The sequence below is a fragment of the Paenibacillus albiflavus genome (assembly GCF_004344915.1).
Lineage (GTDB): Bacteria > Bacillota > Bacilli > Paenibacillales > NBRC-103111 > Paenibacillus_AM > Paenibacillus_AM albiflavus.
This window is the reverse complement of record NZ_SKFG01000041.1, coordinates 1-21,810: the sequence shown is the minus strand read 5'-3', so window position 1 is coordinate 21,810 and position 21,810 is coordinate 1. Positions and strand designations below refer to the sequence as shown.

19 protein-coding genes are annotated in these 21,810 nt (G+C 37.5%); 4 read left to right on the top strand and 15 right to left on the bottom strand.

What is annotated here, in order from left to right:
- The 11 genes from E0485_RS22655 to E0485_RS22595 form a co-directional block, all read right to left on the bottom strand.
- Positions 1-218 (bottom strand): sigma-70 family RNA polymerase sigma factor (locus E0485_RS22655; protein WP_132420337.1); only part of this gene is annotated, 218 nt, incomplete at its 3' end.
- A 139-nt stretch (positions 219-357) separates the two neighbouring features.
- Positions 358-771: a HEAT repeat domain-containing protein gene (locus E0485_RS22650; RefSeq protein WP_207911038.1), complete on the bottom strand. Its 414-nt coding sequence runs from the start codon at positions 769-771 to the stop codon at positions 358-360.
- 121 nt (positions 772-892) lie between these two features.
- Entirely contained in the window at positions 893-1,279 is a 387-nt protein-coding gene (locus E0485_RS22645) for a hypothetical protein (RefSeq protein WP_132420336.1), read from the bottom strand.
- Positions 1,280-1,709: 430 nt separating this feature from the next.
- Entirely contained in the window at positions 1,710-2,600 is an 891-nt protein-coding gene (locus E0485_RS22640) for a hypothetical protein (RefSeq protein ID WP_132420335.1), read from the bottom strand.
- A gap of 16 nt (positions 2,601-2,616) precedes the next feature.
- A complete protein-coding gene (locus E0485_RS22635) occupies positions 2,617-3,900 on the bottom strand; it encodes a hypothetical protein (protein WP_132420334.1) in 1,284 nt (427 codons plus the stop codon).
- A gap of 264 nt (positions 3,901-4,164) precedes the next feature.
- Positions 4,165-5,331 (bottom strand): SAVED domain-containing protein, encoded by a 1,167-nt coding sequence (locus E0485_RS22630; protein WP_132420333.1) that lies wholly within the window; start codon positions 5,329-5,331, stop codon positions 4,165-4,167.
- 16 nt (positions 5,332-5,347) lie between these two features.
- Complete coding sequence (locus tag E0485_RS22625; RefSeq protein WP_132420332.1) at positions 5,348-6,010, bottom strand: SEC-C domain-containing protein; 663 nt, start codon at positions 6,008-6,010, stop codon at positions 5,348-5,350.
- 3 nt (positions 6,011-6,013) lie between these two features.
- A complete protein-coding gene (locus E0485_RS22620; RefSeq protein ID WP_132420331.1) occupies positions 6,014-7,273 on the bottom strand; it encodes a nucleotidyltransferase domain-containing protein in 1,260 nt (419 codons plus the stop codon).
- Between the two features lie 899 nt (positions 7,274-8,172).
- The gene (locus tag E0485_RS22610) at positions 8,173-10,260 is read right to left on the bottom strand and encodes a nuclease-related domain-containing DEAD/DEAH box helicase (protein ID WP_132420329.1); all 2,088 of its coding nucleotides are present in this window, start codon (positions 10,258-10,260) and stop codon (positions 8,173-8,175) included.
- Between the two features lie 186 nt (positions 10,261-10,446).
- Positions 10,447-10,749 (bottom strand): hypothetical protein, encoded by a 303-nt coding sequence (locus E0485_RS22605; protein WP_132420328.1) that lies wholly within the window; start codon positions 10,747-10,749, stop codon positions 10,447-10,449.
- A 600-nt stretch (positions 10,750-11,349) separates the two neighbouring features.
- Positions 11,350-13,494: a CHAT domain-containing protein gene (locus tag E0485_RS22595; protein WP_165921268.1), complete on the bottom strand. Its 2,145-nt coding sequence runs from the start codon at positions 13,492-13,494 to the stop codon at positions 11,350-11,352.
- A 561-nt stretch (positions 13,495-14,055) separates the two neighbouring features.
- Here E0485_RS22595 and E0485_RS22590 point away from each other — a divergent pair.
- Together E0485_RS22590 and E0485_RS22585 are read left to right on the top strand one after the other, a co-directional pair.
- Entirely contained in the window at positions 14,056-15,078 is a 1,023-nt protein-coding gene (locus E0485_RS22590; RefSeq protein ID WP_132420326.1) for a hypothetical protein, read from the top strand.
- Positions 15,079-15,327: 249 nt separating this feature from the next.
- Positions 15,328-15,915, top strand: coding sequence for a hypothetical protein (locus E0485_RS22585; RefSeq protein ID WP_132420325.1), 588 nt, complete (start codon positions 15,328-15,330; stop codon positions 15,913-15,915).
- Between the two features lie 243 nt (positions 15,916-16,158).
- Here the strand turns inward: E0485_RS22585 and E0485_RS22580 are convergent, their stop codons facing one another.
- From E0485_RS22580 to E0485_RS25255, 4 genes are all read right to left on the bottom strand, one after another.
- Complete coding sequence (locus E0485_RS22580; RefSeq protein WP_132420324.1) at positions 16,159-16,470, bottom strand: hypothetical protein; 312 nt, start codon at positions 16,468-16,470, stop codon at positions 16,159-16,161.
- 728 nt (positions 16,471-17,198) lie between these two features.
- Complete coding sequence (locus E0485_RS22575; protein ID WP_132420323.1) at positions 17,199-17,336, bottom strand: helix-turn-helix domain-containing protein; 138 nt, start codon at positions 17,334-17,336, stop codon at positions 17,199-17,201.
- Between the two features lie 410 nt (positions 17,337-17,746).
- On the bottom strand, positions 17,747-19,576 hold the full coding sequence (gene glmS, locus E0485_RS22570) for a glutamine--fructose-6-phosphate transaminase (isomerizing) (RefSeq protein WP_132420322.1): 1,830 nt from the start codon (positions 19,574-19,576) through the stop codon (positions 17,747-17,749).
- Positions 19,577-20,058: 482 nt separating this feature from the next.
- Entirely contained in the window at positions 20,059-20,235 is a 177-nt protein-coding gene (locus tag E0485_RS25255; protein ID WP_165921267.1) for a hypothetical protein, read from the bottom strand.
- Positions 20,236-20,609: 374 nt separating this feature from the next.
- Between E0485_RS25255 and E0485_RS22565 the strand changes: the two genes are divergently transcribed.
- The gene (locus E0485_RS22565; RefSeq protein WP_132420321.1) at positions 20,610-20,933 is read left to right on the top strand and encodes a transposase; all 324 of its coding nucleotides are present in this window, start codon (positions 20,610-20,612) and stop codon (positions 20,931-20,933) included.
- Positions 20,934-20,971: 38 nt separating this feature from the next.
- Positions 20,972-21,810: IS3 family transposase (locus E0485_RS22560; protein WP_132420320.1), on the top strand; the 839-nt coding region annotated here is incomplete at its 3' end.

Here is a 21,810-nt window from a genome sequence, read left to right as displayed (position 1 = left end):
AGGCATAAGTTTGATGCAATGCGATAAACCCACGTTTTGTAAGAGGACTCCTGCCTGAATGAGTTCCAATTTTCCCAGACGCGAATAAAGGTTTCTTGAACGGCATCGTCTGCGTCATCGATCGATCCTAACATTCTATAACAGAACGATGTTAAATCCGGCTTTAAGCTGTCAAATAACTGAAGTCCTAATGTATTCCCAATTAAAAATTCGTTCATTTGGACCTCCAAATGTAAAAATAATAGATAATTAGAAGAGACTCCACATTTTTTTGAAAATCCTTCTACATTTGCAACTAAACTGCCCGTTAGCGTAATGAGTAGTGAAGGTTTTATAGGTTGTCATACTAATATCCACTTATTTATAACCAATACAGGTACGAGCATAAGTTGCATATTCCCTTATTTCTTCGTTTGAATCGTTAACACAATTCAAAAGGGGATTTAATAACCTAGAGTCTGGAAAGAACTTAGCGATATTAGCTCCCCAGTACCTAATTCCTTCATGTTCACTATATAATGCTTTTATCAAGTGAGGGACTACCTGATCATTAGTAAAACTTCTTAACACACATGCTGCATGCTCATATGTCCCGTACAAATCATCTAAGCTAAACGTCATCATAATCGGCTCAATGCAGCTTGGATCTGGATACTCCTCAAAATATAATATTGCACTTGCATACTCATCAATCATTTCCGCAGTTAAATCTTGATCATCAGGCATTGGAGTATACTTTTTTAGTATCGATATTGCGTATTCCTTAGTCATAACTTTCCCCCAATAAAATAATTAATTTGTATTATTCGAGAAGTGATTAAGCTATACTGCCCGTTACTTCAATGCGAAAGGGAACAGTTGCCCATAGAGGTCTGCTCTCAAGTTGTTTGAACTATAGTGTCCCGTTAGCGTAATCATAAAAGTCACTCTTGACCTTGCCAAGAAACTCAGCCAAGTCATTTGGATTTTGATCATTATAACCCTCGATTACCCAGCAAAGTGTTCTGTTAGGTTTATTAAGCCAAGGTGGATTTGATTTTGGCATAAAGAAAACCGTTAAATCATCATCATATTCTTTATTTATAGCCCATGCTAAAAACTCGATTGTACGCCAACCGACGGGTGTTTCTTCAATTTCAAACTTCACATACCAGGTACCTTTTTCCCACTGTCCTTCCTTTGGGTTAATGTGACCACCACAGCTACCAATTGTCTCAATAGTCTCAAAAGAATTTAGTACCTGAATCAAACTGACAAAGTTCTGATCTAAGTGTTCCATTATATCACTTCCTTATTATTACACTTTTCGATAAATCACCGTATTATCCTGCCCGTTAGTTTAATGAAGCATCGTCAGTCTAATACTCTATTTTCTCAGTCTAGAACTTTATTTTTTCCTGACAGATAAAAAGCCCGTTGGATATGCCAACGAGCTTAGTATAGTTAATTATTTTTTATTACAATTTAATAATAACCAGTATACGTTATTATTTCTCAGTATACATTATTATTTTTCTCGAACAATAAGTGTTCAAAGAAAATAAAGTATTAGACTGGAGTTGTTGATGTGATGCGGTTTTTGAGTTTGAAAATCGTCAGCTTTTGAGAAATAAGTGTTAGACTGCGTAGCAGTGAATCAATTATTTATTAAACCAAAGGAAAATAAAGTATTAGACTAAAACAACAGTTGTCATTCGAGAACGAATAATTCAATGTACTAGGTGTTCCAAATCCTCAGCAGACAAGCCCACATCAATCAACAAATCACTAATTTCTCCGCTATCCCTTGCAATCTTTTCATTATATTTATCATTACCTAGTAATTCTACGTACTCATCTTTATTTTCAATAAAATTATCATAATTCTTTTTTGCCAAAATAAGTTTGATTAAACTATCAGTAATCTTTGACTCTCCTTTTTCTAATAATAGAATTTTAGCCTCACATCTTCTAAAACACAAAGAAATGGATCTAATGAACTCCATTTTATCGATATTCAATTTCACATGATCATCCATCAATTCACTATAGTGTCCAACGCCAAAGATAACCCTCAATTCATGCTCAATTGCTGCCTTACCCAATTCAATACTTTCAATTGAATTAGCACTTTCTAGTTTGCATAATAGCACATCAAAATGTGCTTTTAGATCAAATTGATGTAGCTGTTCGTATTTACTAAACAAAACTTCACAATTATTTAGTTTATAGCCCTTCTTTGAAGGGCTTAGGCTAATAAATCCATATCTGTTCAACTTCAAAAATTTGTCATAGCCACTGTAGTACATCAATTCTAAATTCGGTTCATAGTTGATTATTTTCAGAGTTTTATCTCCAATTATTAATTCATCACTTTTATTCAATTCGATTACTGGAATTAACTTTTCGGCGATATCCTTCAATACTTCCAAGTCCAATTCTATGCCTTGAATGTGTTCTGACAAAAATTCTTTATAGCTGTATATCAAAGTTGATTCTGGAATATCATTATCCTTTCCATACTCAAGTACTTCATCAAGGAATGATAATTTGTACTTACTAAATTGATGATTAATATCTTCCCATCTATCTTGCCCAACCCTTTTTATAACCAAATTCATTATCAATATGATCCCCTCATTCTTTATCTACTCGAGTAAATGTCTTAAACACTTCAAACACGTGAACCTTTTTGCCCAATAGTTCATCATCTTTTGCAATGAGGGGATCTAACCAATCCGCTTTTTCCCTCGCCCATTTTACTCTGTGTAATATATCCAATACCTCTTGTTCATCTTGTTTATCCGAAACGATTTTTTCTAAAGAATCTGCAAACATCCTAATTCTTTGAGACAAATCCCAGTCTCCTACAAGACTCTCTAATACTCTTAAATTTTCTTCTTCTCTGCGCTTCAGTTCCTGTAACCGGCGACGTTTGTTTTCTTCAGCCCATTTCCTTTCAAGCTTTCTATTTTTCAACTCATCATTAACAAGAAATCTATTCGCCGCATTAAACACGCCAATTATCACCTGATCAAGTTTCCCCTCAAGCGGCTCGGATGGAGTGTCTGTAAACTCTAAATGCTCCTTGTATTCCCTATCCCAAGATGAGGAGCTCGATGTAATTGAAATAACCAAAGATCGCACAACATCTTTTGAAGATTCAATGCTTTTATTTTTATCCTTTTTAGGCGATTTCATTTCAACTTCTTTAAGCTCAAAACTAAAAGAAGTATGCATAACATTAAAGAAGGCCATATCTTTCTTATCATAAAAATGACTGATTGAAACCCTACTCTCCAAATGTGGCAGTGTCTTTATCAATGCATCCACGATCCGATACGCTCGATTTACTTGAGCGGTAGATACAAAAATGGGAAGTGTCGGTTTGTTATCACGATACTGACTTTTTATTCTGGATTGATATAAATGATTGAAATTGGCTCTTTCGACTTCCTTATCTCTCTTCTTTCTATATTGCATTTCCTCTTGGTGCTCCACAATTAAGGGATGTGGATCGCGCAATTGATTTTTAACAACAATTTTAGAACAAACCTCACTTATGTACTCCTTGGTTTCATCGGTTAATAAAAACAGTCCCTCTTTATTTTCCAACTCTTCATCGGTTAGCTGCTTTACGTAATGTTTATACTTTATTACATAGTTTCGTATTTGTTTCTTCAATTCGCCCTCAATTTTAGGGAGTACCGGTTTATATACAAATTTACCGGCCTTAACCTTTTCCCAATGTCCTCTCAGCGGCAGAGGGATACCAAATCTGATGCAATGTTTTCTTAGGGCAACATCAGAAATTTCGTATCTTTTCGCCACGATTTTTATGGGCTCCGACCAAATTTCATTGTATAATCGCTCCCGTTCATCTGCGGTAATCGTCCCTTGGAAAAAACCAGCTCCACTCATAAAATACCCTCCTTGATTTACTACATTTGTCACGTGCTATAATCGACGCAAATAATCTAATAAAGGTGAGATATTCATGATACCTACGGCAATAGCTGTTAGACAAGCATTAGAGTCAATATTTGCAGCTGCACTTTCAACACGAAAGGAGTATGTTGATGTCATCTCCACATAATAGAAAAAGCGCAGAACTCAAATTTAGATATTTCCTATAGCTAACGCAACCTTTGTACAGCAAAGTTAAGCAGAAAGTCCCTAATCATATTATACAACGCTTATCTCTTTAACTTGGGCATTTCCAAACTCGACACCTATGTTAAAGACATGTTTGAAGCCACCGTTTTGACGATTTTCATCATATAAATAAAGTGGCAAGTCAGCCTTCGGCATCCAGATACGCCCCAATTCAATAGCAACAGCTACAGGCGCAGCTGGGAAAACGTGTAATACATTGTCATGCCCATGAACAGCCTTTATATTATTTAACAGCCTTCTCAATATTTCTCTGAACATAGTTAGTTGTTGTCTGCTTTTTAAATAGTCATTATTTGGTGTTTGAACCGTTACAGTCCATACAGAAGTATCAGAGCCGATAACATTATAAATACGATCATTATCTATAGTGGCACTTAATGAAAGATTAAGTGCTACCTTTTTATGGATCACTTCCGGTGCAATGATGTTATATTCAAAATCTTGAGGGTGTTCTTGCCATATCCAATCAGTTGGTTCACGATGTAACTGAAAGACATCAGCAGGACAAATATCGGAAATTAATGTTCCTAATTCGATAAGCAACGGTTGAGGTGCTAATGCAAATACTGAAAGATGTGTAACATCACCTAACATAAGCCTACGTTTAACTTTGTCAGAGAATTGTCTTCGTAATTGTTCTCGTTCAATAGTCCAAAAAAGTTCTTCATGATCATAAAAAGTACTATTTCCAAGACTCATCTCAATTGCAGGTTTTTCTGCGGGGTACTTTAATGGTAACATCGCTGGAGTTGTCTTCTCCCAACTGACCAGAGCATTATGCTGACCAATATTAGTGCCATAATGAAGTACATAGCTTTGCACACTTTCGGCAATGGACGTCAACATTTCAATCCGCTGTTCATGTTTTCTTTTCATTTCACGTAAACGTTCAACCGGATGTCCAGCAAGATCTTCTCTATCAATAAGTCTATGATGTTTATCGCACATTAACATGAGATTAGATATATCCTTCTCAAGCTTTTCTGAAAGAATTGAATCCCCACGAGGACCATTTGGGCTATCCGCAATAATGTGAGCTATATATGCACCATTAAATTCAGCTTGTGTAAGCTTGTCTACCCATAGTGGTTCATTACAACCTTCATATTGACACCGCCCAGCTGCTATTCCCCATAATCGAATTTTAACTTTTTCAGGAACATTGGTTACCGACATATATATTCCTCCATAACTAAAGGGGATTTTTTCGAAAAAGAATAGCACAATCATTATAATCATTTATAAAATCAAATTTGGTTTGATAATTACTTAACTGGATGAGCTGTGGGCCGTGACATTTTCGTAATTTCATTCGACTTCCGCATGGACAGTCAAGATGCCCTCTAAACTTCCCAGTTGCCAAGATTTCCAATAAGTCCAGTACGCATTCACTACTAGTTAAAACAAACAACTCTTGATAACTTTCAAGGATTCCCCTACCTCCATGAGAAAGTTCACCAAATGGCATATCCCCATACTTTTCATAATACGAGTAAGAGTAAAGATATGGTATTACAAGTTCCTTTACGTAACTTAATAGATTTCCATTAAATTTCATTCGAACTTCTAAAGGTGCACCTAAACATAATGTACCATCAGGATTTGTGTGAAAACTTTTAGGTATTCTTCCGCCAAATTCCATTAACTTAGGTGGAGATTTTGGATAATCCTTGGGTAGTAGTATCTTTATTTTGTACTGATCTATTATTGGAGAATTTCCGTTGTAAGTAGCTGAAAAGGGAAGATCCCCTACAATATAAGCATCTCCCTCTTCTCTTAGTAATCGTAAGTCCTGATAAAGCACTTTTAATTCATTAAAATCAATTTCAATTTGATCCCTTGTTATATCTCCCATAAATTAATAACTCCAGGGTTTACTAGGGTTCTGTATATCAGTGTGGGGTATACCAGCAGTAGCTGCCGCTACCTCCGACAAGGTAAGCAAAATACCTTTTCTAGCTTGATTTATAGCTGTTTCACCAAACCTAACTTCAAGTTCTTTTACGACTACGTTCACATCAGACTGATCTAAGATATCAATTAGATCACTTTTCACCCAAGAAACCCATAGGAAAAACGCTTTAGCTTTTCGTCCATTATTTTCATGCCAGCGATCTGCAAAATTTTCAATAGGATTGACTGGGTTAGGGATGCTCCATGTTCCATCTTCGTTTTTCTTAATTAGATGAAGTCTTGCAATCTCTTCATCAAGAGTAGCCCCAAAAGTAAGCAGTTGAGAAAGTGTAGCTAGTTTCTCTACAATAGTTTTAATCGTTAAGTACAGATCAGCTTCTTGCTGATATATTCTTGCTGAGAGGGTAGTAATGATCATGGAAATAGGTTTGTCATCTTCCCACTCATGACCGGCAAATCGAGTATCTCTATGACGTTTTAATATTTGAATAGCTCTTTGAAGCGGTGTTTTTACGAGTTGTTCAGGGACTTCATCAATTTGATTATATATAGTCTTATTGTTCTCGAATATAATCTGTTTTTGCTCCAGTAGCAACTTCTCAAAAATGGGACGTTTAATCATATCAAACCATTCAGCATACCCATTAGGATTGCTTGCAGACCATGTATAAGTATTGTCTTTTTCTTTATTGGTAATGGATATAGCCTTTTTTGCAAAATCTGAAGCAACTCCTGCATCATTGAGCTGATTAATATTATCGGTGGATTCAGGTATAGAAGGTAATATGTCTAAATGAAATCCAACGCCATCTTGTTCCGCATAATTTAATGTCCAACAACGTTTTCCTTCTTTATCAAGCATCTTTTGATATGTAGCATTATCTTTAATTCTAGTACCGATAGCTTCCTTCAAAGAAGCAGGGCTTGTATTATTCTTATTCAGTGGAAGCTGACATACTAAATCAATATCGTAGTCTGATTCGTTTCCATTCTTTATTGGTCTAACAACTGTCCCCAGTCTAAAAGAACCTTGAGTGTAAATGTATGGTTCACCCTGAACATCAGCATATTCACCATCTGAAATCCATTTACCAACTGAAGTGTACCGTTGTACCGCCTGCTGATATTTACTAGGCGAAATATCTAAGCCCTCGGCTAAATTTTGCAAGACTTTACTATAATTAGTTCTTAGTTCATTTGTCACTCAATTTCCTCCCCATATTAATTTTCCCTAAATAAACGAATGTACGTTCCTATACTTACTATAGCAGGCATTACACTTATTAACAACCAATATATTACAATTGAAAACAAATTGCGTAGTTAAAAGATTGAGTAAATTATAGTCGTATCGGAAGATGCAGGGGATAAAACAAAAAATTGGGGTTAAATAGGCCCGGAATATGCAATTTTTAGTCGTATAAAGGAGGGGTAACAGAGCGTATAATGGCAAGGAAGCGCCTAAGGGAACGAATGGGTAATGCCTGACTAATGCCTGAGAAGCCTTGAAACGACTGAGAGAAAAGCCTCAGAAAATATGATTCGAAAAGAACCCTGTATTCTCCTGTATTTTCCTGCCTCCCCCTAATCTCTATCCCTGTCCCAATAAAAAGCCGAGCAAATGCCAGAAATAATTCCGGATCTGCTCGACTCTGATACGACTTTATTTGCATTTATACGAGTTTAGATGTATTGATATGAGTTTATTTGCTTCTCACAACAGATGTCAGGTGATATAAGAGTATGGAGCCAGTTTTGTTGATTTTATTGAGTTTGCCGCAGCACGTGATAAATGCTAAAGAAAGAAAGTCGAGAACCGCCTGAAACATCCACTGAGCGGAAAGATTCATACTCAGATTACAAATGCTAATCTAAGCATGTACATAAATGCTTGAATAATCATGTACAGATTTGACGAATTGAATCATACTTGTCTCAAGGGAGAGATGAGTATGTACATCACGTTGAATGTTCAATCCAATATCGAGATTCGTAGTTTACTAGACTTACCTAAACTGAAATCATTAATGGAGAATCTCAATATGAAAATAAATAAGAGTCAGTTAGCTAGAGATAGTCTCCATACCCAATCATTAGGGCCACTCACTCTAAAAAATATTCCAAAAATTCCTTTCTTGAATGCTTTGGAAACGGCGACTGAAGTAATCTAACTAAAATCTGTCGGTCTTTGCCACTAACTTCCCCTCGATCCCCTGGACGCATCTCGCTAATTACTTGGTGAAGATTTTTCCTGTATTGCAATGGTAGCCAGTATTTCTCGTTGAATTGACAAATAATATTTTCAATGCCCTTTCCGCGGAACGTGTTTTTTTCAGATATTCTACTATCAGAACTAATATACACAAGTGTTAATTGTATAACGTACTCGTAATTTCCTGACATATTAAAATAATGTTTAATTTTCTCAAAATTATTGTTTTCGATTATTGAGCGAAATATATTGTACTCACTCAATCCAATATCAAGTCTTTTAGAAGCACGTGTCATCCCTACGTATAACAACTTTGAAGCGTCAATATTAGGCATTTCGTCAAAAACCTTATCTTCAATTCCCGTTATCACGACATGATCGAATGTCAAACCTTTACTTTGCTGAATAGTACCCACCCATATTCCTTCGTGGTGCTCGGGTTCTTGTGACAACAAAGTAAATGGCAATTTGTGTAAATACAACTCTTGCGTAAGTTCAGGAATAATGGAATCGTGAGTGCATAGTAAGCAGATCTTTCGGGATCGATTTATGGAATTGATAAATGCCTCATGTATCATCTTAACTATCTTCCCGTTCACATCACTTAAATTTTCCCCAACAATAACGCCAGGTATTTCACCATCTCTAAGGCAATCAAAATCTGTAACTGCATAGTTTATACTCTCTACATTATCAGAAACACATTTTTCTAAGTACTCATTGTTAATAAACTTATTTGCGAATTCAATTATTTGACGTGTGTTTCGGTAGTTAATCTCTAAATCTACAGTCTTATTAACTTTAGAGCGATGTAGTCCTGCCCAACCTAATGTAAATGATTGACGATAGATGTTTTGCGTTCCGTCCATTGTGAGTAACAAGTGATCGTTTGATTTTTTGTTTTCGAATAAATTCCTATCGATAAAAGATAGCCACTCCTCATAGAAGTCCTGAGCTTCGTCTATTAAAATCGCATCATAACGCTGAGGGAATTCACTCCCTTTGAAATCTAGTCGATCTAATACACGGATAAAATTGGGGTCTGTAGGTAATTCCTCTCCAAGATTACAATGTTTGACAATTTTAAGAAATAGGCTTCTTACATCATATATGTCAACAATTGCATGATCTCCTTTTGGCATGTTCTTTCTCAGTTCACGCTCTAAAAAGTTTCGCGTTACTGGATCGAAGCACAAGACCAGAATTCTCCAATTTTTATGGCGTTCTGCTAAGACAATCGTACGATGAAATAAAATTATGGTCTTTCCACTTCCAACAGGACCGTTAATTAAATGAAGTCCATAATCTATACTCTCCACAAGGTCACGTTGCTCGCAAGTCATAATTCGTTTTATTTCATCTGGGTCCATTTTCACTTCAGGAAATATAATTTCTCTAAACGAAGCCATTTCACTATCGGTTAATCTTGTAAACTTCCCAAGATAAGGTGCAGCTATTTTCTTTAAAACATTCAGAAACTCGTCTGAAGAATGTAAATCATCTTTAAAAACACAGACCTTACGGTCAATAACATCTGTACCTGCAACTTTTTTATGAAACTCATCTCTTGTCATATTCGGAAAGACGATCCCATAGGTATAACTTATTTTTAATCCTCTTGAATTAGAAGGAGCCTTTTTACTTCTCAAATATTTACTCATCCAATTTGAGTAATTTCGAACTTGTTCTAAAGGATTGGTGACCCATTCAAATTTGCCATTGTATTTGGCAAATACTTTCTCTTTATCTATTTTAAAAAATTCCTTTGACCAGTCTTTGACCTCAAGGATGATTAAACCTAAATCAGGTGTTAGTATAACAAAATCAGGATAATAATCTTTCGTTTTCCCATTCTGCCTCGTATCAAAGTAAGCGTAATAATTCTCAGACATTTGCTCAATCAGACCATAGACAATTCTTTCACCTGGTTCGATCTTTTTGGTTAATAAATGGATATTATTTGGCGTCATTTGGGCCATGCAAAGCCTCTCCTTACAGATTCATAAATAATAGGCATATACTATCTCAACAGAAGGGGTGTTTGTCTTTAAAGTGTTCTACTGGTTCGCATTAAAAAATTATCATCTATTTGCAATTCAATTATTCATTCCCCGTTTTTAAATAAGGAAGGAATTGATTATATACACCTACCATTATTAGATAATTCATAACATCAATTGCAGACGCCCCATCTGTTGGAGCGCATAAATATCTTGTGGCATGAACCTGCGTCTGTCGGTCAATTTCATCCCCTCCATGTCTTCCAATATTTTACAGGTAAACACATCTTGATGTCGGACCAACCAATCGTACACCTGATACAACCGGTGGGCATGGAAGCTTGCCGTTGCACCGTTCACTTTGGGATCATAATATTGTGTAATGTAAATGAGATACGTCTGATAACCTCTCTCTTTGTAAGACGTTAAGTGATCTGCATATCTCGACAGTTGTTCCTGCCCTTCCATAAGCCTAACTTGCTTTCAATGAAGAATACCCATCCCCCACCACACAGATCCTTGCATTCAATCATACAGTCTGGACGACTATCGGATGCATGATCCGGAAGTTTCGGGAACGTTGCCTGCATAGACACCTTTAGTAATTCTAGTGAACCCAGATCCTTTTTAAGGAAATATGTACAGAATGATCTCAGTAAGGATGGATCTTGTAATACTTCTGCAAAGATTCCAGTCAGATAATCCTCCTGATGTTCGCGAAATCCTTGATTTAACAGTCGGTATATCCTAGTGCCACTCCATGGGAAGTCCTTGTCGCATTACCCCGTCGCGAGAGATCACACCCGCTAGAGGCTCCATGTCATCTAAGGGTCGCATAACAAACACCGCATCATAGATGATCATATGGTCAAGCGTGTCATCCAGGGAGAATTTTCGTGATTCTCCCTTTATTATACCCTGTTGGACAACATGACCGTCACCAGCAGGACAACTCACGCCGTCAACTGGAAGACATTATGATTGAGCAGTAACACTAGAGAAAGGGCCGGGCAATAACAAAGTTGTTTAAAATTTATTGAACTAACATTTGATTAAGGTAAGATCCCTTTATTCAAAGACTATCATTTCAGGCGAACCCAGAGATACATACAATAAACTTCTATATACGTTCTTATTGCCGCTTAATCTTTTTCTGTATGTAATTGCAAATTCACTTCCTTTGGATTCTAAGAATTTAAGGACATTTTCGTGAAAATTGATGTCAATATCTTCCCATCCATTTTGTTTACAGTAACTGCGATACTCATCAATAATATTACGATTCTTCATTGTCATAAATTCAAAGGTATCAACTAAATATCTCTGTTTAATACACGCGTAAATAATATCACTCCAATAGACCTCACCGAGACTCGTACAGGCCTGATGCAAGTTATAAAGGATTTGCAATATGAAAAGTTGGGTATACGCACCATCAACTTCAAAATATGTCCCTATTACAGACACTGCTCCCGCATTAATGAAGCTGTTGGCAACATCAACAGACGTCCCCCAATTGACCTGTGTTTCGCATGCCCCCAAAATAACGATTTCCGGAACATTAGTCAACATACCAGCTAACTCCAATGAAGAAATTGCGTCTTGTTTGCCGATATGTAAATAACCCATTTCTGTTTTACTATCAAATGAGCCATGTCCAAAGTATATCAAAATATTCCTGTCCCTCTGATTCAGTACGTCTATGAAATCAAGCTTGTTGCCTGCTTCAAAATATTGGTATGCATTCGCGAGATCATGTTTTGAGAAAAAGTCTTCAATAAATCTATGGATCCCTTTTGCACAATTATATAATGGGGCATCAACCAAATTATTTTTATCCAAAGTATTTAGTAAGAGGATAGATAACCCTTTCTTCTTAATTGCGTATAGATTTTGCACAACACAGTGATGTATTAATCCATTGAATGGCGTTATTGGAATTCTGCTCATACTAACAAGGTTTCTTAGGGGAACATTGTTGATATGTATCCAATCTATTGGCAGATCCGAAATAAACTTTATGTGTTTTGCGCTTTTAGTAATAGTCTTAAGAGATTCTACATGTAATGAATCGGTTAAAATTTCGGAAATACGAACAATATTACGGTTAAAGACCACTGAATCTTCCGATAAATAATCATTCGCCCGCTTCATTTCTTTTATCAGAATTGCGATCTCTTTAGTTGGGATATTTTCTGTTATTAAATAGGGATTGCCGCGCGAAAATCCAAAGAAAATATTCAGTATCCCCAAAAACTCTAATTCTTTTCTTCTTTCCTCATTTACAACTCTGATAAAGTCAATTTCCTGCCCTGCGGGCTCTACATACTCTTCATTGTTGGAAATTTTTTTAGAGAATTTCTCAATTTTATTTCTAATTGAGTGATTATTCAAAAAATCCTTTTGGGTCAAAGAAAAATTAAACATAATTTCATCTTTATTTACTGAAGGAATGCATATATTGAAATCAAGAAACTTGTTATCGATTTTATCGAAATTTCTTTTAATAATCTCTAGCATTGCGGAGTGCAGTGCCGGGTCCAGTTCAACTATATATTTCATAAATTGTTCTTGATTTAATCCAACTGCTGCCAACATTGACGGTAACATTTTATCATTACTTTTACCTCTTTTATTAATCTGATTCTTCACTACTGATACTAATAACATGAGATATCTTTCACTAATTTGTCTACTTAGACTATCTACCAGTGTATTCCCTTTCCCCTTATAACGTTGAACTTCTTTTTTCTTAAGCGATGTATTTAATATCCTAGACCACTTTGCATATATTTGATTTTTTAAATCCGCTTGACCTATTGTAAGTATATTTCCAGTGACGTGATCCTCTGTAATGATCGGATTGTTTGTTTGGGTCGTCAATTTGTTGATATAACTTTCCGGCACTCCCGAACAAACAAAAATACACGCTAAAATTTCTCCCTTAATTAAGATTAACTTTTCCAAAAAATCGGTTGCCCAGATTGTTGTAATATCGTGCACAAGACCTCTATTCTTAAATTTGCTTAACTCGTATTCATACTCGTCACCAATTACTTCCTCTACAGTAGCGGGTAATTCAAAAAGAATCTCATAAAACTTAATATTTTTTAAGATCCTTTTATCAAACCTGTTTACGGCAGTAATTCTCGAAAAAACATCCGAAGCAGCGTCAATATTAGGGAGTACAATAAAGTAATGAATCAATGGCATAATAACCGCACCTTTCATGAGATATAATATTTATTATCCTTATTTTACTATTTTTCATTTCATGTTTCACCAATCTCGTTCAGTACACGGAGTATTCCCAATATCCTTATCAATATTAAATAAATTCAAATAAGCCCTTATCTTCTCTTTTACTTTTTCGGAACAATTTTTGAATCTATGAGATCCGAGCAGCATACCAATAGTGACATTACTATAATGCCTTTGGAACATCTTAACTGTTTGTGGGATTACCCTGAGCTGAAAATCCTCCTCTGTTTCTAAATAACTCTCCAGAACCGGAACGGATCTTGGAAATTTATCACCCTTTGTTAAAATTTGTGACTTATTTTTCCAATAAACTATAATTTCAATATTATATCTAATATTAGATTTTTGATTGAACTAAATATTTCGTTCACAAAGACCCATTATGTTAATAAGAGGGGGCCACCATTTATCAACTGAACGGGCGGTATAGAGAGATGCATTAAGCTTTCCAAAGTATGACATTTACCAAAAGGCATGGTACAATAATGGGATGAAAAAAGAGGTGAAGAAGAGATGACGTCATCATTCCGGCAAATGGCGGAAGAAGCATTACATAGAACAATACTTCATAACAACGAGACAGAGATACAATATCTCACGAAACAAATGGAGTTGCTAGATCAGCATGGAATGAGTAATCTCAATCAAACGCTACTGCAAAACGCAAGAGGAAGCGCTCGAAATATCCCTGACTTTATTGCAGAGCATAACTTTGGTGCTGATCTGATCCGTCATGACCCGCAAGGCGTACATTTGTATGAGCCTCCCGGATACGACCGACCACCTGATTTTGTGCTGCCACGGAATAATACAACCTTTTATTTGCAGATGAAAAGACTTAATCATGGTGAGTTTGAAAATCGCAGGGATCATATGCTTCGACGAATTCAAGATCAGCTACGAACGATTACCTTTGGCAAATTCGTGTCGTTACAATTAGCGGAAGATTTTACGGAGCAAGATGTGAATCCTCTTGTCCGTTTAATCGAAACTGCCGCCCAGGCTGATGACGCGTCGGAGCATTCATACCCGACTGAAATTGATCCGAAGGCAACTTTTTTCTTGTTTGAGCCGCGTAACACTACACTAGATCATTTGACACTCGGTAGCTCCACGGACATGGATTGGCGGGATCTTACTGGCGAAGCAGAAACTCAAATCCGCTCAAGTCTTGATAAAGCTATCGGTGCTTTTACATGGAATACCGATGCGCAGCATGTAAATCTGATTGTCATGGAAGCGGATCAATATGACGATATGGACATTTCGCAAGCTGTATTCGGTGAGGAAATCTATAGTATGGATTCAGACGTGGCTACTTTGAGAACGGCGCGTGATACGGATGGCTATTTTTATCAAATCCAGAATGCAGACAAGCTTTGCGGTGTGGTTGCACTCAGAAGAACCCAACGCGGAACCTTTATTTCCGGCTACCGGAAAACTTTGTTTATCAACGAGCGTTTTGAGGGCTACATAGACCAAATTAGACAGGAAATCGGTATCGATGAAGTGGTTAGAGTAAATGATCGTCCTTAAAAAAGCTAAGGCTTCTAGGTTGTTGCATTGATCCGAAATCCGCCGGACATTAAGCCCAAAAATGTTAATGAGATGCCAACAGTTTAAACTGGCATCTCATTTTTCTTAAAATTCATTAATGGATTTGCGCTAGAATAGATGACTACAATTTGCAATTTGCTCCGGAGTGTCGAATCTTTCAACCATAATAGCGAAAACCAATTTTTTTTAAAGAAGATTTTTACATTCTATATAGAAAGATGTGATACGATGCAATATATCGAACTCGCAAGAAAATTGATGCCATCGGATATTCCAGTACATGAAGTATCTTTACCAACACTATATCAAGCAGCTAGATTGCCAACTCCTTCATTTTGGCCAGATGCAAAGGGCGAATATACAGCTGGAATTATGGTTCCTAAAATGAAAATACAAGAATCCCTTACTGAGCTTCAAAAATGGGTTCCCGATGACCCTTATACTTATTTATCTATTGAGAATCTTTTGAATGGTAATAAATTACTTGATTTAAATGAGAGTATGAGTCCTCAACTCTACGCTACCTTCTCTATTTTACACGAACTTGGACATTGGTATGATTTTCAGGATCGGTACAGGGCTGTGGGTTTAAGCGGAAAGCAATACTACTCTGACTATACAGAGGAACAATCTAGGCTTAACCTAGATGAAATAACTAAACAAATACATACACAAACACGCGGCAGTCGTGAACAAATGGATCTTCTTATCTTATATCATGAAACATATCGTCAGCATCCATTTGAACGGATCGCAGATCAGTATGCTATCAACAATTTGCGTGAAAGAAATCAGGAATGTAATGCTTTAGAATAGTTACTGCTCAACGCTGATTCAGAACCGACATAGAGGAGCGATCAACAGTCACGATATATACTTGCAATTGGATTGCTTATATAGCGCTGCTGTCTCTTAATATAAATAGACCGCCCTCGGTTGCGGTCTATTTCATGTTCTTCTTGTGAAGACTACCGTTTCCTTAAAAGCTGCGAATACACGGAGAGCCCATTACATCGACATCAATTATTAAATTTGATATTTCAAACAAGAAATTGAGAATTATACAATTTCTATTATATCTGCTGAAACTCCATAAGCGATAGTAAGCGCCTCTACCAATTCCTTTTCAGAGTGATATTCGTCATTATTCACTATATCTTGATCATCGTACAATTGCTCATCATCTTCATTGAATAACATTACATGCTCAATTCTATATATACCTAACATTTCTTCTGGTTCTTCGATTGATAACTCAATGCGTTCTATTTTCCCAATTACATCTGGTAAGCAACTGTCATCTATTGCCCATACCTCACCTTGACTTACCATAATTGTTCCTTCACCTGTATACTCATCTACTTTTGTCATATCCAATCTCCTTCTTGTTGTATTTTATAGTACATTCTCTAATGCTTATTATATCTAGAATAACAAAAATTTCTATATGCTATAGTTCGCGGGAATGCAGGTTGTACGTTTCCGATTGCCGTCAGAAGGATACAAAGTATTAGACAGACTTCAATAAAAACTAGCGGAAGTCTTGAACTGAAAAATAAAGTCCTAGTCTGCCACTCGTTTATTGAACTAACGTTCCCTGTCGTTCAATCTCGTTTCGTTACTAAGCTTGTAAAATAGCATGCGGAGTGAAGATGAAATGCCACATCTAAAAATTCTAAGTAGATTTTATATTGTAATGGAGGAGGCTAAGGCCTTCTTGTGGAGGGACATATTGGTAAATGTTACTTCAACAAATAGGTTTGGAGGCAAAAGCACGTGACATTTCGTATCAAAATGTTTTGAAGAGGCGAGAAATAAAATACAATAGGAAGCATATATAATCTCGTCTATAAATAACCAGCGAGATTTTGCTGTTCCCTCGTATTAATGATGGACGTATAATCACATTTTTGATCTCAACCTATTTTTTAGTTCAACAATTTCCATAACCTCAATCTTATCATAATCATTCAATCTTCTATATCCCTCTAATAATTGCTCTTCACTCTCGTCTTTATAGTAATTCCATCTTCTGCTTCACTACCAGTCAAAAGCCAGTTAAGATTTACATTATATTGTTGTCTAAGTGATATTAACGTTTACGCAGATGGATTAATATTGCCCATTTCTATTTCGCTTAAATTACCTTGAGAAATCCCAATACTCTTCGCAAATTGTGTTTGGTTAAGATTGTTTTCTTTCCTAACGCATTTTATTCTGTATCCTATATCTTTCATCCAAATCCCTCACTGTTCATTTATGTGAATTAAGTTATTTAATATGAGCTTCGACGTACTATGTCTAATTGTAAAAAAAGGGGCCCTTCATTATTTCTCATCGGGCCTCCCACTAGTTGTTTCTTTAATTACGCCAAGCATGTAGTTCTATACTTACTGGTCCCACATATTTTAATAACTGGCATTTTCCAATTCAATATGTAACGTGGAGATCCTGGTCAACCCAGGTTCTCCACGTACCACTTATAATCATCAGTACATAACATTAATACCCTTAGTACACAACTTATTTGCCTAGTACCCAACTATAATACAATTAGTACTCGACATTTAAGTTAGTACACAACATATTTACATTTGGTACACAACACTAATACCAAATTACAATGCACACACTTATTACCTAAACCCTACTCCACCGTCACGCTCTTCGCCAAATTCCTCGGCTTATCTACATCATTGCCCCTTGCTAGTGATGCGTAATACGAAATCAACTGCAACGGAATAACCGATAATGCTGGCATTAGCATATCAAGCGTACGTGGGATGAACAGGGTGTGGTCGAATTCGGATTGCAACTCCGCACTATCCTCGCAGGTAATACCTAGGACATTACCGCCACGTGCTTTGACCTCCTTGATGTTGCTCACGGTTTTCTCGGCAAGAGCAGGTTGTGTCACAAGTGCGATGACAGGGACATTGTCTTCAATTAGGGCTAGCGTTCCGTGCTTCAATTCTCCTGCAGCATACGCTTCGGAATGAATGTAAGAAATTTCCTTTAACTTTAGTGAACCTTCCTGTGCAACAAGATAATCTGGACCACGACCGATGAAGAATAGGTTGTTGTGTACCGCAATTTGCTCCGCATAGGATTGAATCGATTCGGCTTGCTCCAGAATGGATTCCACTTGCTCAGGCAGGCTTTGCATGGCTCCAATCGTCTGCTCAATTTCCTCTTGCTTGACCGATCCACGAACTTGCGCCATATACAAACCAAGCAAGTAAAAAGCGATCAGTTGAGACGTATAAGCCTTCGTTGACGCTACAGCAATCTCTGGACCCGCCCAGGTAACAAGCACATCGTCTGCTTCACGTGCAACTGTAGAGCCAACAACATTCGTAATGGCGAGAACATGCGCACCTTTACTTTTGGCCTCGCGCATTGCTGCTAATGTATCTGCTGTTTCACCCGATTGGCTGACGACGATCGTTAAGGTACGACGAGAAACTAGTGGATCTCTATAGCGGTATTCGGATGCTACATCTGTCTCCACAGGTAAGCGAAGCATGCGTTCAATGACCATTTTACCCACTAGACCTGCATGATAAGCAGTACCGCACGCGACGATCTGAATGTTGCGAATCGAACGTATCTCCTCATCACTCATCGTGATTTCAGGTAGAATAACACGATCACGCTTCTCGGATAAACGACTGTTCATCGTATCCCGATATGCCTTGGGTTGCTCATAGATTTCTTTCAACATAAAATGCGGATAACCCGCTTTTTCGGCTGTTACAAGATCCCAATCGACATGAAGTATTTCTCGGGAAATAAAATTCCCCTCTATCGTCAACAGTTCGACACCATCTCTTGTCAGAATCGCCATCTCTTGATCACCAAGAATGTACACATTACGCGTATATTCTAGTATGGCAGGAATATCCGAACCAATGAAATTCTCGCCTTCACCAATACCGATCACTAGTGGACTTGCATTACGTACGGCAACAAGTTTATCTGGTTCATATGCTGTAAGCACACCGAGTGCATATGCTCCTCTCATTCGTCCGACCGCTGCTTGAACAGCTTTCACAATATCTCCGTCATACAAATCAGCAATTAAATGCGCAATTATTTCCGTATCTGTATCGGAGCTGAATTTATGTCCACGCTCGATTAGCTCCATTTTCAAAGCAGCATAGTTCTCAATGATCCCATTATGCACCACTGTAAATTTATTCGACTCATCCGAATGCGGGTGAGAGTTCACATCAGAAGGTCTACCATGCGTAGCCCATCTTGTATGCCCAATACCAACCGAACCGACTAAAGGTACCTCATCAAGCTGTGATTCCAGAACGGCAAGACGACCTTGCGACTTATGAATTTTGAGCCCCTCTGCTGTATAAATCGCGACACCTGCTGAGTCATAACCACGATACTCCAGCTTTTTGAGCCCCTCTAGTAAAATTTCCTGCGAATTCCGATAACCAATATAACCTACGATTCCACACATATATAAATCCTCCTAATATCGATACATTTTATGGTAATTTCTGTTTATTGACCGCATTTGACCGTACGCAATCAAACCTATGAACTTTGTCCATACGCCATTTGATAGAATTTAAAAAAACAAGACGAGCATTAAGTTAAATTCAAATTTTGACACAACAAAAAAGCTTATAAAAATCCATATATTATCGGACACGCTGCGCTGCCCTTTTGGGTTACATAACAAAGAAAGGTGCTATCATCCGAAGTCTGATTCCCATCGGCATAAACATATAAACCTGCACCAGTCTACTATTCTTGGCCAAGCTCTTATTTCTTTTTATTGCATTTTTTGCAAAATCAAATACACCTACAGCTACCTATCGGTCCGTCCCATAGCTGCTTAACGCTTCATACTTACATCCGCTCATGATCACTTTAGTATTATGCTAGTGGTTTGTCGGTCCAGTCACCCGGACGTTTTGTTCCAACTAACTTACGGCATCAATCGAATACCGGAAGGTCCCCGCCGAAAAATTCGAACACCTTCACCTCGTCAACTTGTGAGCCCTGATCCAATCCTGCAATCAAGCGACCCCACCAAGTTCTGGCGCTTATCTTACTTGTGCTTCTATCCACCTTTCTAACATGAAGTAGCAAACCTATAACCATCTTATTCATTCTGATCCCCAAATGCAAATTATTTACCACGAATTATTTTTTCAACTTGTCAAAATATAGCTTTGCCGCCGTTTCACCAGAACTGTTTATGTACACAACTTTACCGTGTTAGCTAACCGTTTGCGCATTATCTTGCTTGTATCTGCCGCCAACTCCATCCCAGCATTTCTCAATATCGCTGATACTGCAAACAAACCAATAGAAACAATTCTAGACCATGACCAAAATTGTCCGATGACAGGCCATGAATGGCAGATTAATTAGTTTAAAACACTAAATTTGCTGATACTTAGGCCATTCCCTATTTAGCCCCCTAATCAACTTGGACACTCCAAACCGTATCATATACACTAAGATAGTGGGGGAGTTAATCCATGAAAAGACGTTTTAGGAGCCCAGAGGAAACGAAGAAAGAGTTAGTGGCAGAGGTGTTATCTGGTTACCGGACAGAAGTGGTAGCAAGACAATATGGTTTGTCACCAAGAACACTAAGAAACTGGGTTCGTCAATATCAAGATGAGGTGGACGATCTTATGGCCAAAAAACGAGATGAAGCAGAGAAGCTAAAGCAAGATGCAGGTAAACTTCAAGACCTTCAAGTTAAATACAATGAAGCTGTGAAGCTACTTGGAGAAAAAGAACTTGAAATCAATATCCTGCGAGAACTTGTAAAAAAAAAACATCCCGACTGGAAATAGCCTCCCTTTGGATTCAAAAGGGCTATCCTGTTCGTACGGTGCTGCGTATCTGTAACGTTCCTCGTTCTACTTACTATTATCGTCTGTGTCATCCAGAACGTCAGCCATCTACAGGCAGTGGTCGCCCTATTCCAGGTTACTCCTTGGATCAGAATGGTGCTGTTGTTTTAGACGCACGCATTAAAGGGATTCTACGCCGTCTTATTAAAGGTCCTAACGCAGCTTTTGGTTACCGCAAGCTCACAATCTTATTACGCCGAAAATACCGCCTTGTCATTAATAAGAAGAAAGTATATCGGCTATGCAAAGAGCTGGGTGTACTGGCCCCACAACGTGAAATAACAAACGCTGTACCCAAAAAGGTAGCCAATAACCGCGTCGTTACTGGACCGAATCAAGTGTGGCAAATGGATATTAAATATGGATACGTAGCTGGTAAACGTCGGCATTTCTATTTAGCGAGCATCCTTGATGTATTCGATCGAAATATTGTTGCTCACCATCGGGGTAAGGCTTGTAGCACACAGGATATTCTGCAAATCGTACAGAAAGCCATTCTAAAACGAAATATTCACGGGCAAGAAACCAAGCTAGTTATACGTACAGATAACGGCCCACAGTTCGTGAGCAAGGCTTTCTACGCCTATTGTGAACTAGCTGGTATTGAGCATGAGCGCATTCCAGTTCACACGCCTAACAAAAACTCATTTATCGAGTCCTACCATAGTATCATCGAGAAAGAATGTTACCTACGTAACTGTTTTGAAACTTACGAAGAAGCCTTTAAGGAAGTGGATCGTTTTATTCGTTATTACAATAACGATCGCGTTCATGGCAGTCTTAAAGACTGGCCACCAAAGGACTATCTTCGGTTGGT

Excerpts from the sequence above, each read along its gene's own strand:
- glmS (WP_132420322.1), bottom strand. The coding sequence starts at position 19,576 with ATGTGTGGAATCGTAGGTTATATTGGTTATCGGAATTCGCAGGAAATT.
- E0485_RS22630 (WP_132420333.1), bottom strand. The coding sequence starts at position 5,331 with ATGTCGGTAACCAATGTTCCTGAAAAAGTTAAAATTCGATTATGGGGA.
- E0485_RS22585 (WP_132420325.1), top strand. The coding sequence starts at position 15,328 with ATGCAATATATCGAACTCGCAAGAAAATTGATGCCATCGGATATTCCA.
- E0485_RS22635 (WP_132420334.1), bottom strand. The coding sequence starts at position 3,900 with ATGAGTGGAGCTGGTTTTTTCCAAGGGACGATTACCGCAGATGAACGG.
- E0485_RS22590 (WP_132420326.1), top strand. The coding sequence starts at position 14,056 with ATGACGTCATCATTCCGGCAAATGGCGGAAGAAGCATTACATAGAACA.
- E0485_RS22605 (WP_132420328.1), bottom strand. The coding sequence starts at position 10,749 with ATGGAAGGGCAGGAACAACTGTCGAGATATGCAGATCACTTAACGTCT.
- E0485_RS22645 (WP_132420336.1), bottom strand. The coding sequence starts at position 1,279 with ATGGAACACTTAGATCAGAACTTTGTCAGTTTGATTCAGGTACTAAAT.
- E0485_RS22575 (WP_132420323.1), bottom strand. The coding sequence starts at position 17,336 with ATGAAAGATATAGGATACAGAATAAAATGCGTTAGGAAAGAAAACAAT.
- E0485_RS22640 (WP_132420335.1), bottom strand. The coding sequence starts at position 2,600 with ATGAATTTGGTTATAAAAAGGGTTGGGCAAGATAGATGGGAAGATATT.
- E0485_RS22565 (WP_132420321.1), top strand. The coding sequence starts at position 20,610 with ATGAAAAGACGTTTTAGGAGCCCAGAGGAAACGAAGAAAGAGTTAGTG.
- E0485_RS22580 (WP_132420324.1), bottom strand. The coding sequence starts at position 16,470 with ATGACAAAAGTAGATGAGTATACAGGTGAAGGAACAATTATGGTAAGT.
- E0485_RS22610 (WP_132420329.1), bottom strand. The coding sequence starts at position 10,260 with ATGGCCCAAATGACGCCAAATAATATCCATTTATTAACCAAAAAGATC.
- E0485_RS22625 (WP_132420332.1), bottom strand. The coding sequence starts at position 6,010 with ATGGGAGATATAACAAGGGATCAAATTGAAATTGATTTTAATGAATTA.
- E0485_RS22650 (WP_207911038.1), bottom strand. The coding sequence starts at position 771 with ATGACTAAGGAATACGCAATATCGATACTAAAAAAGTATACTCCAATG.
- E0485_RS25255 (WP_165921267.1), bottom strand. The coding sequence starts at position 20,235 with ATGAATAAGATGGTTATAGGTTTGCTACTTCATGTTAGAAAGGTGGAT.
- E0485_RS22595 (WP_165921268.1), bottom strand. The coding sequence starts at position 13,494 with ATGCCATTGATTCATTACTTTATTGTACTCCCTAATATTGACGCTGCT.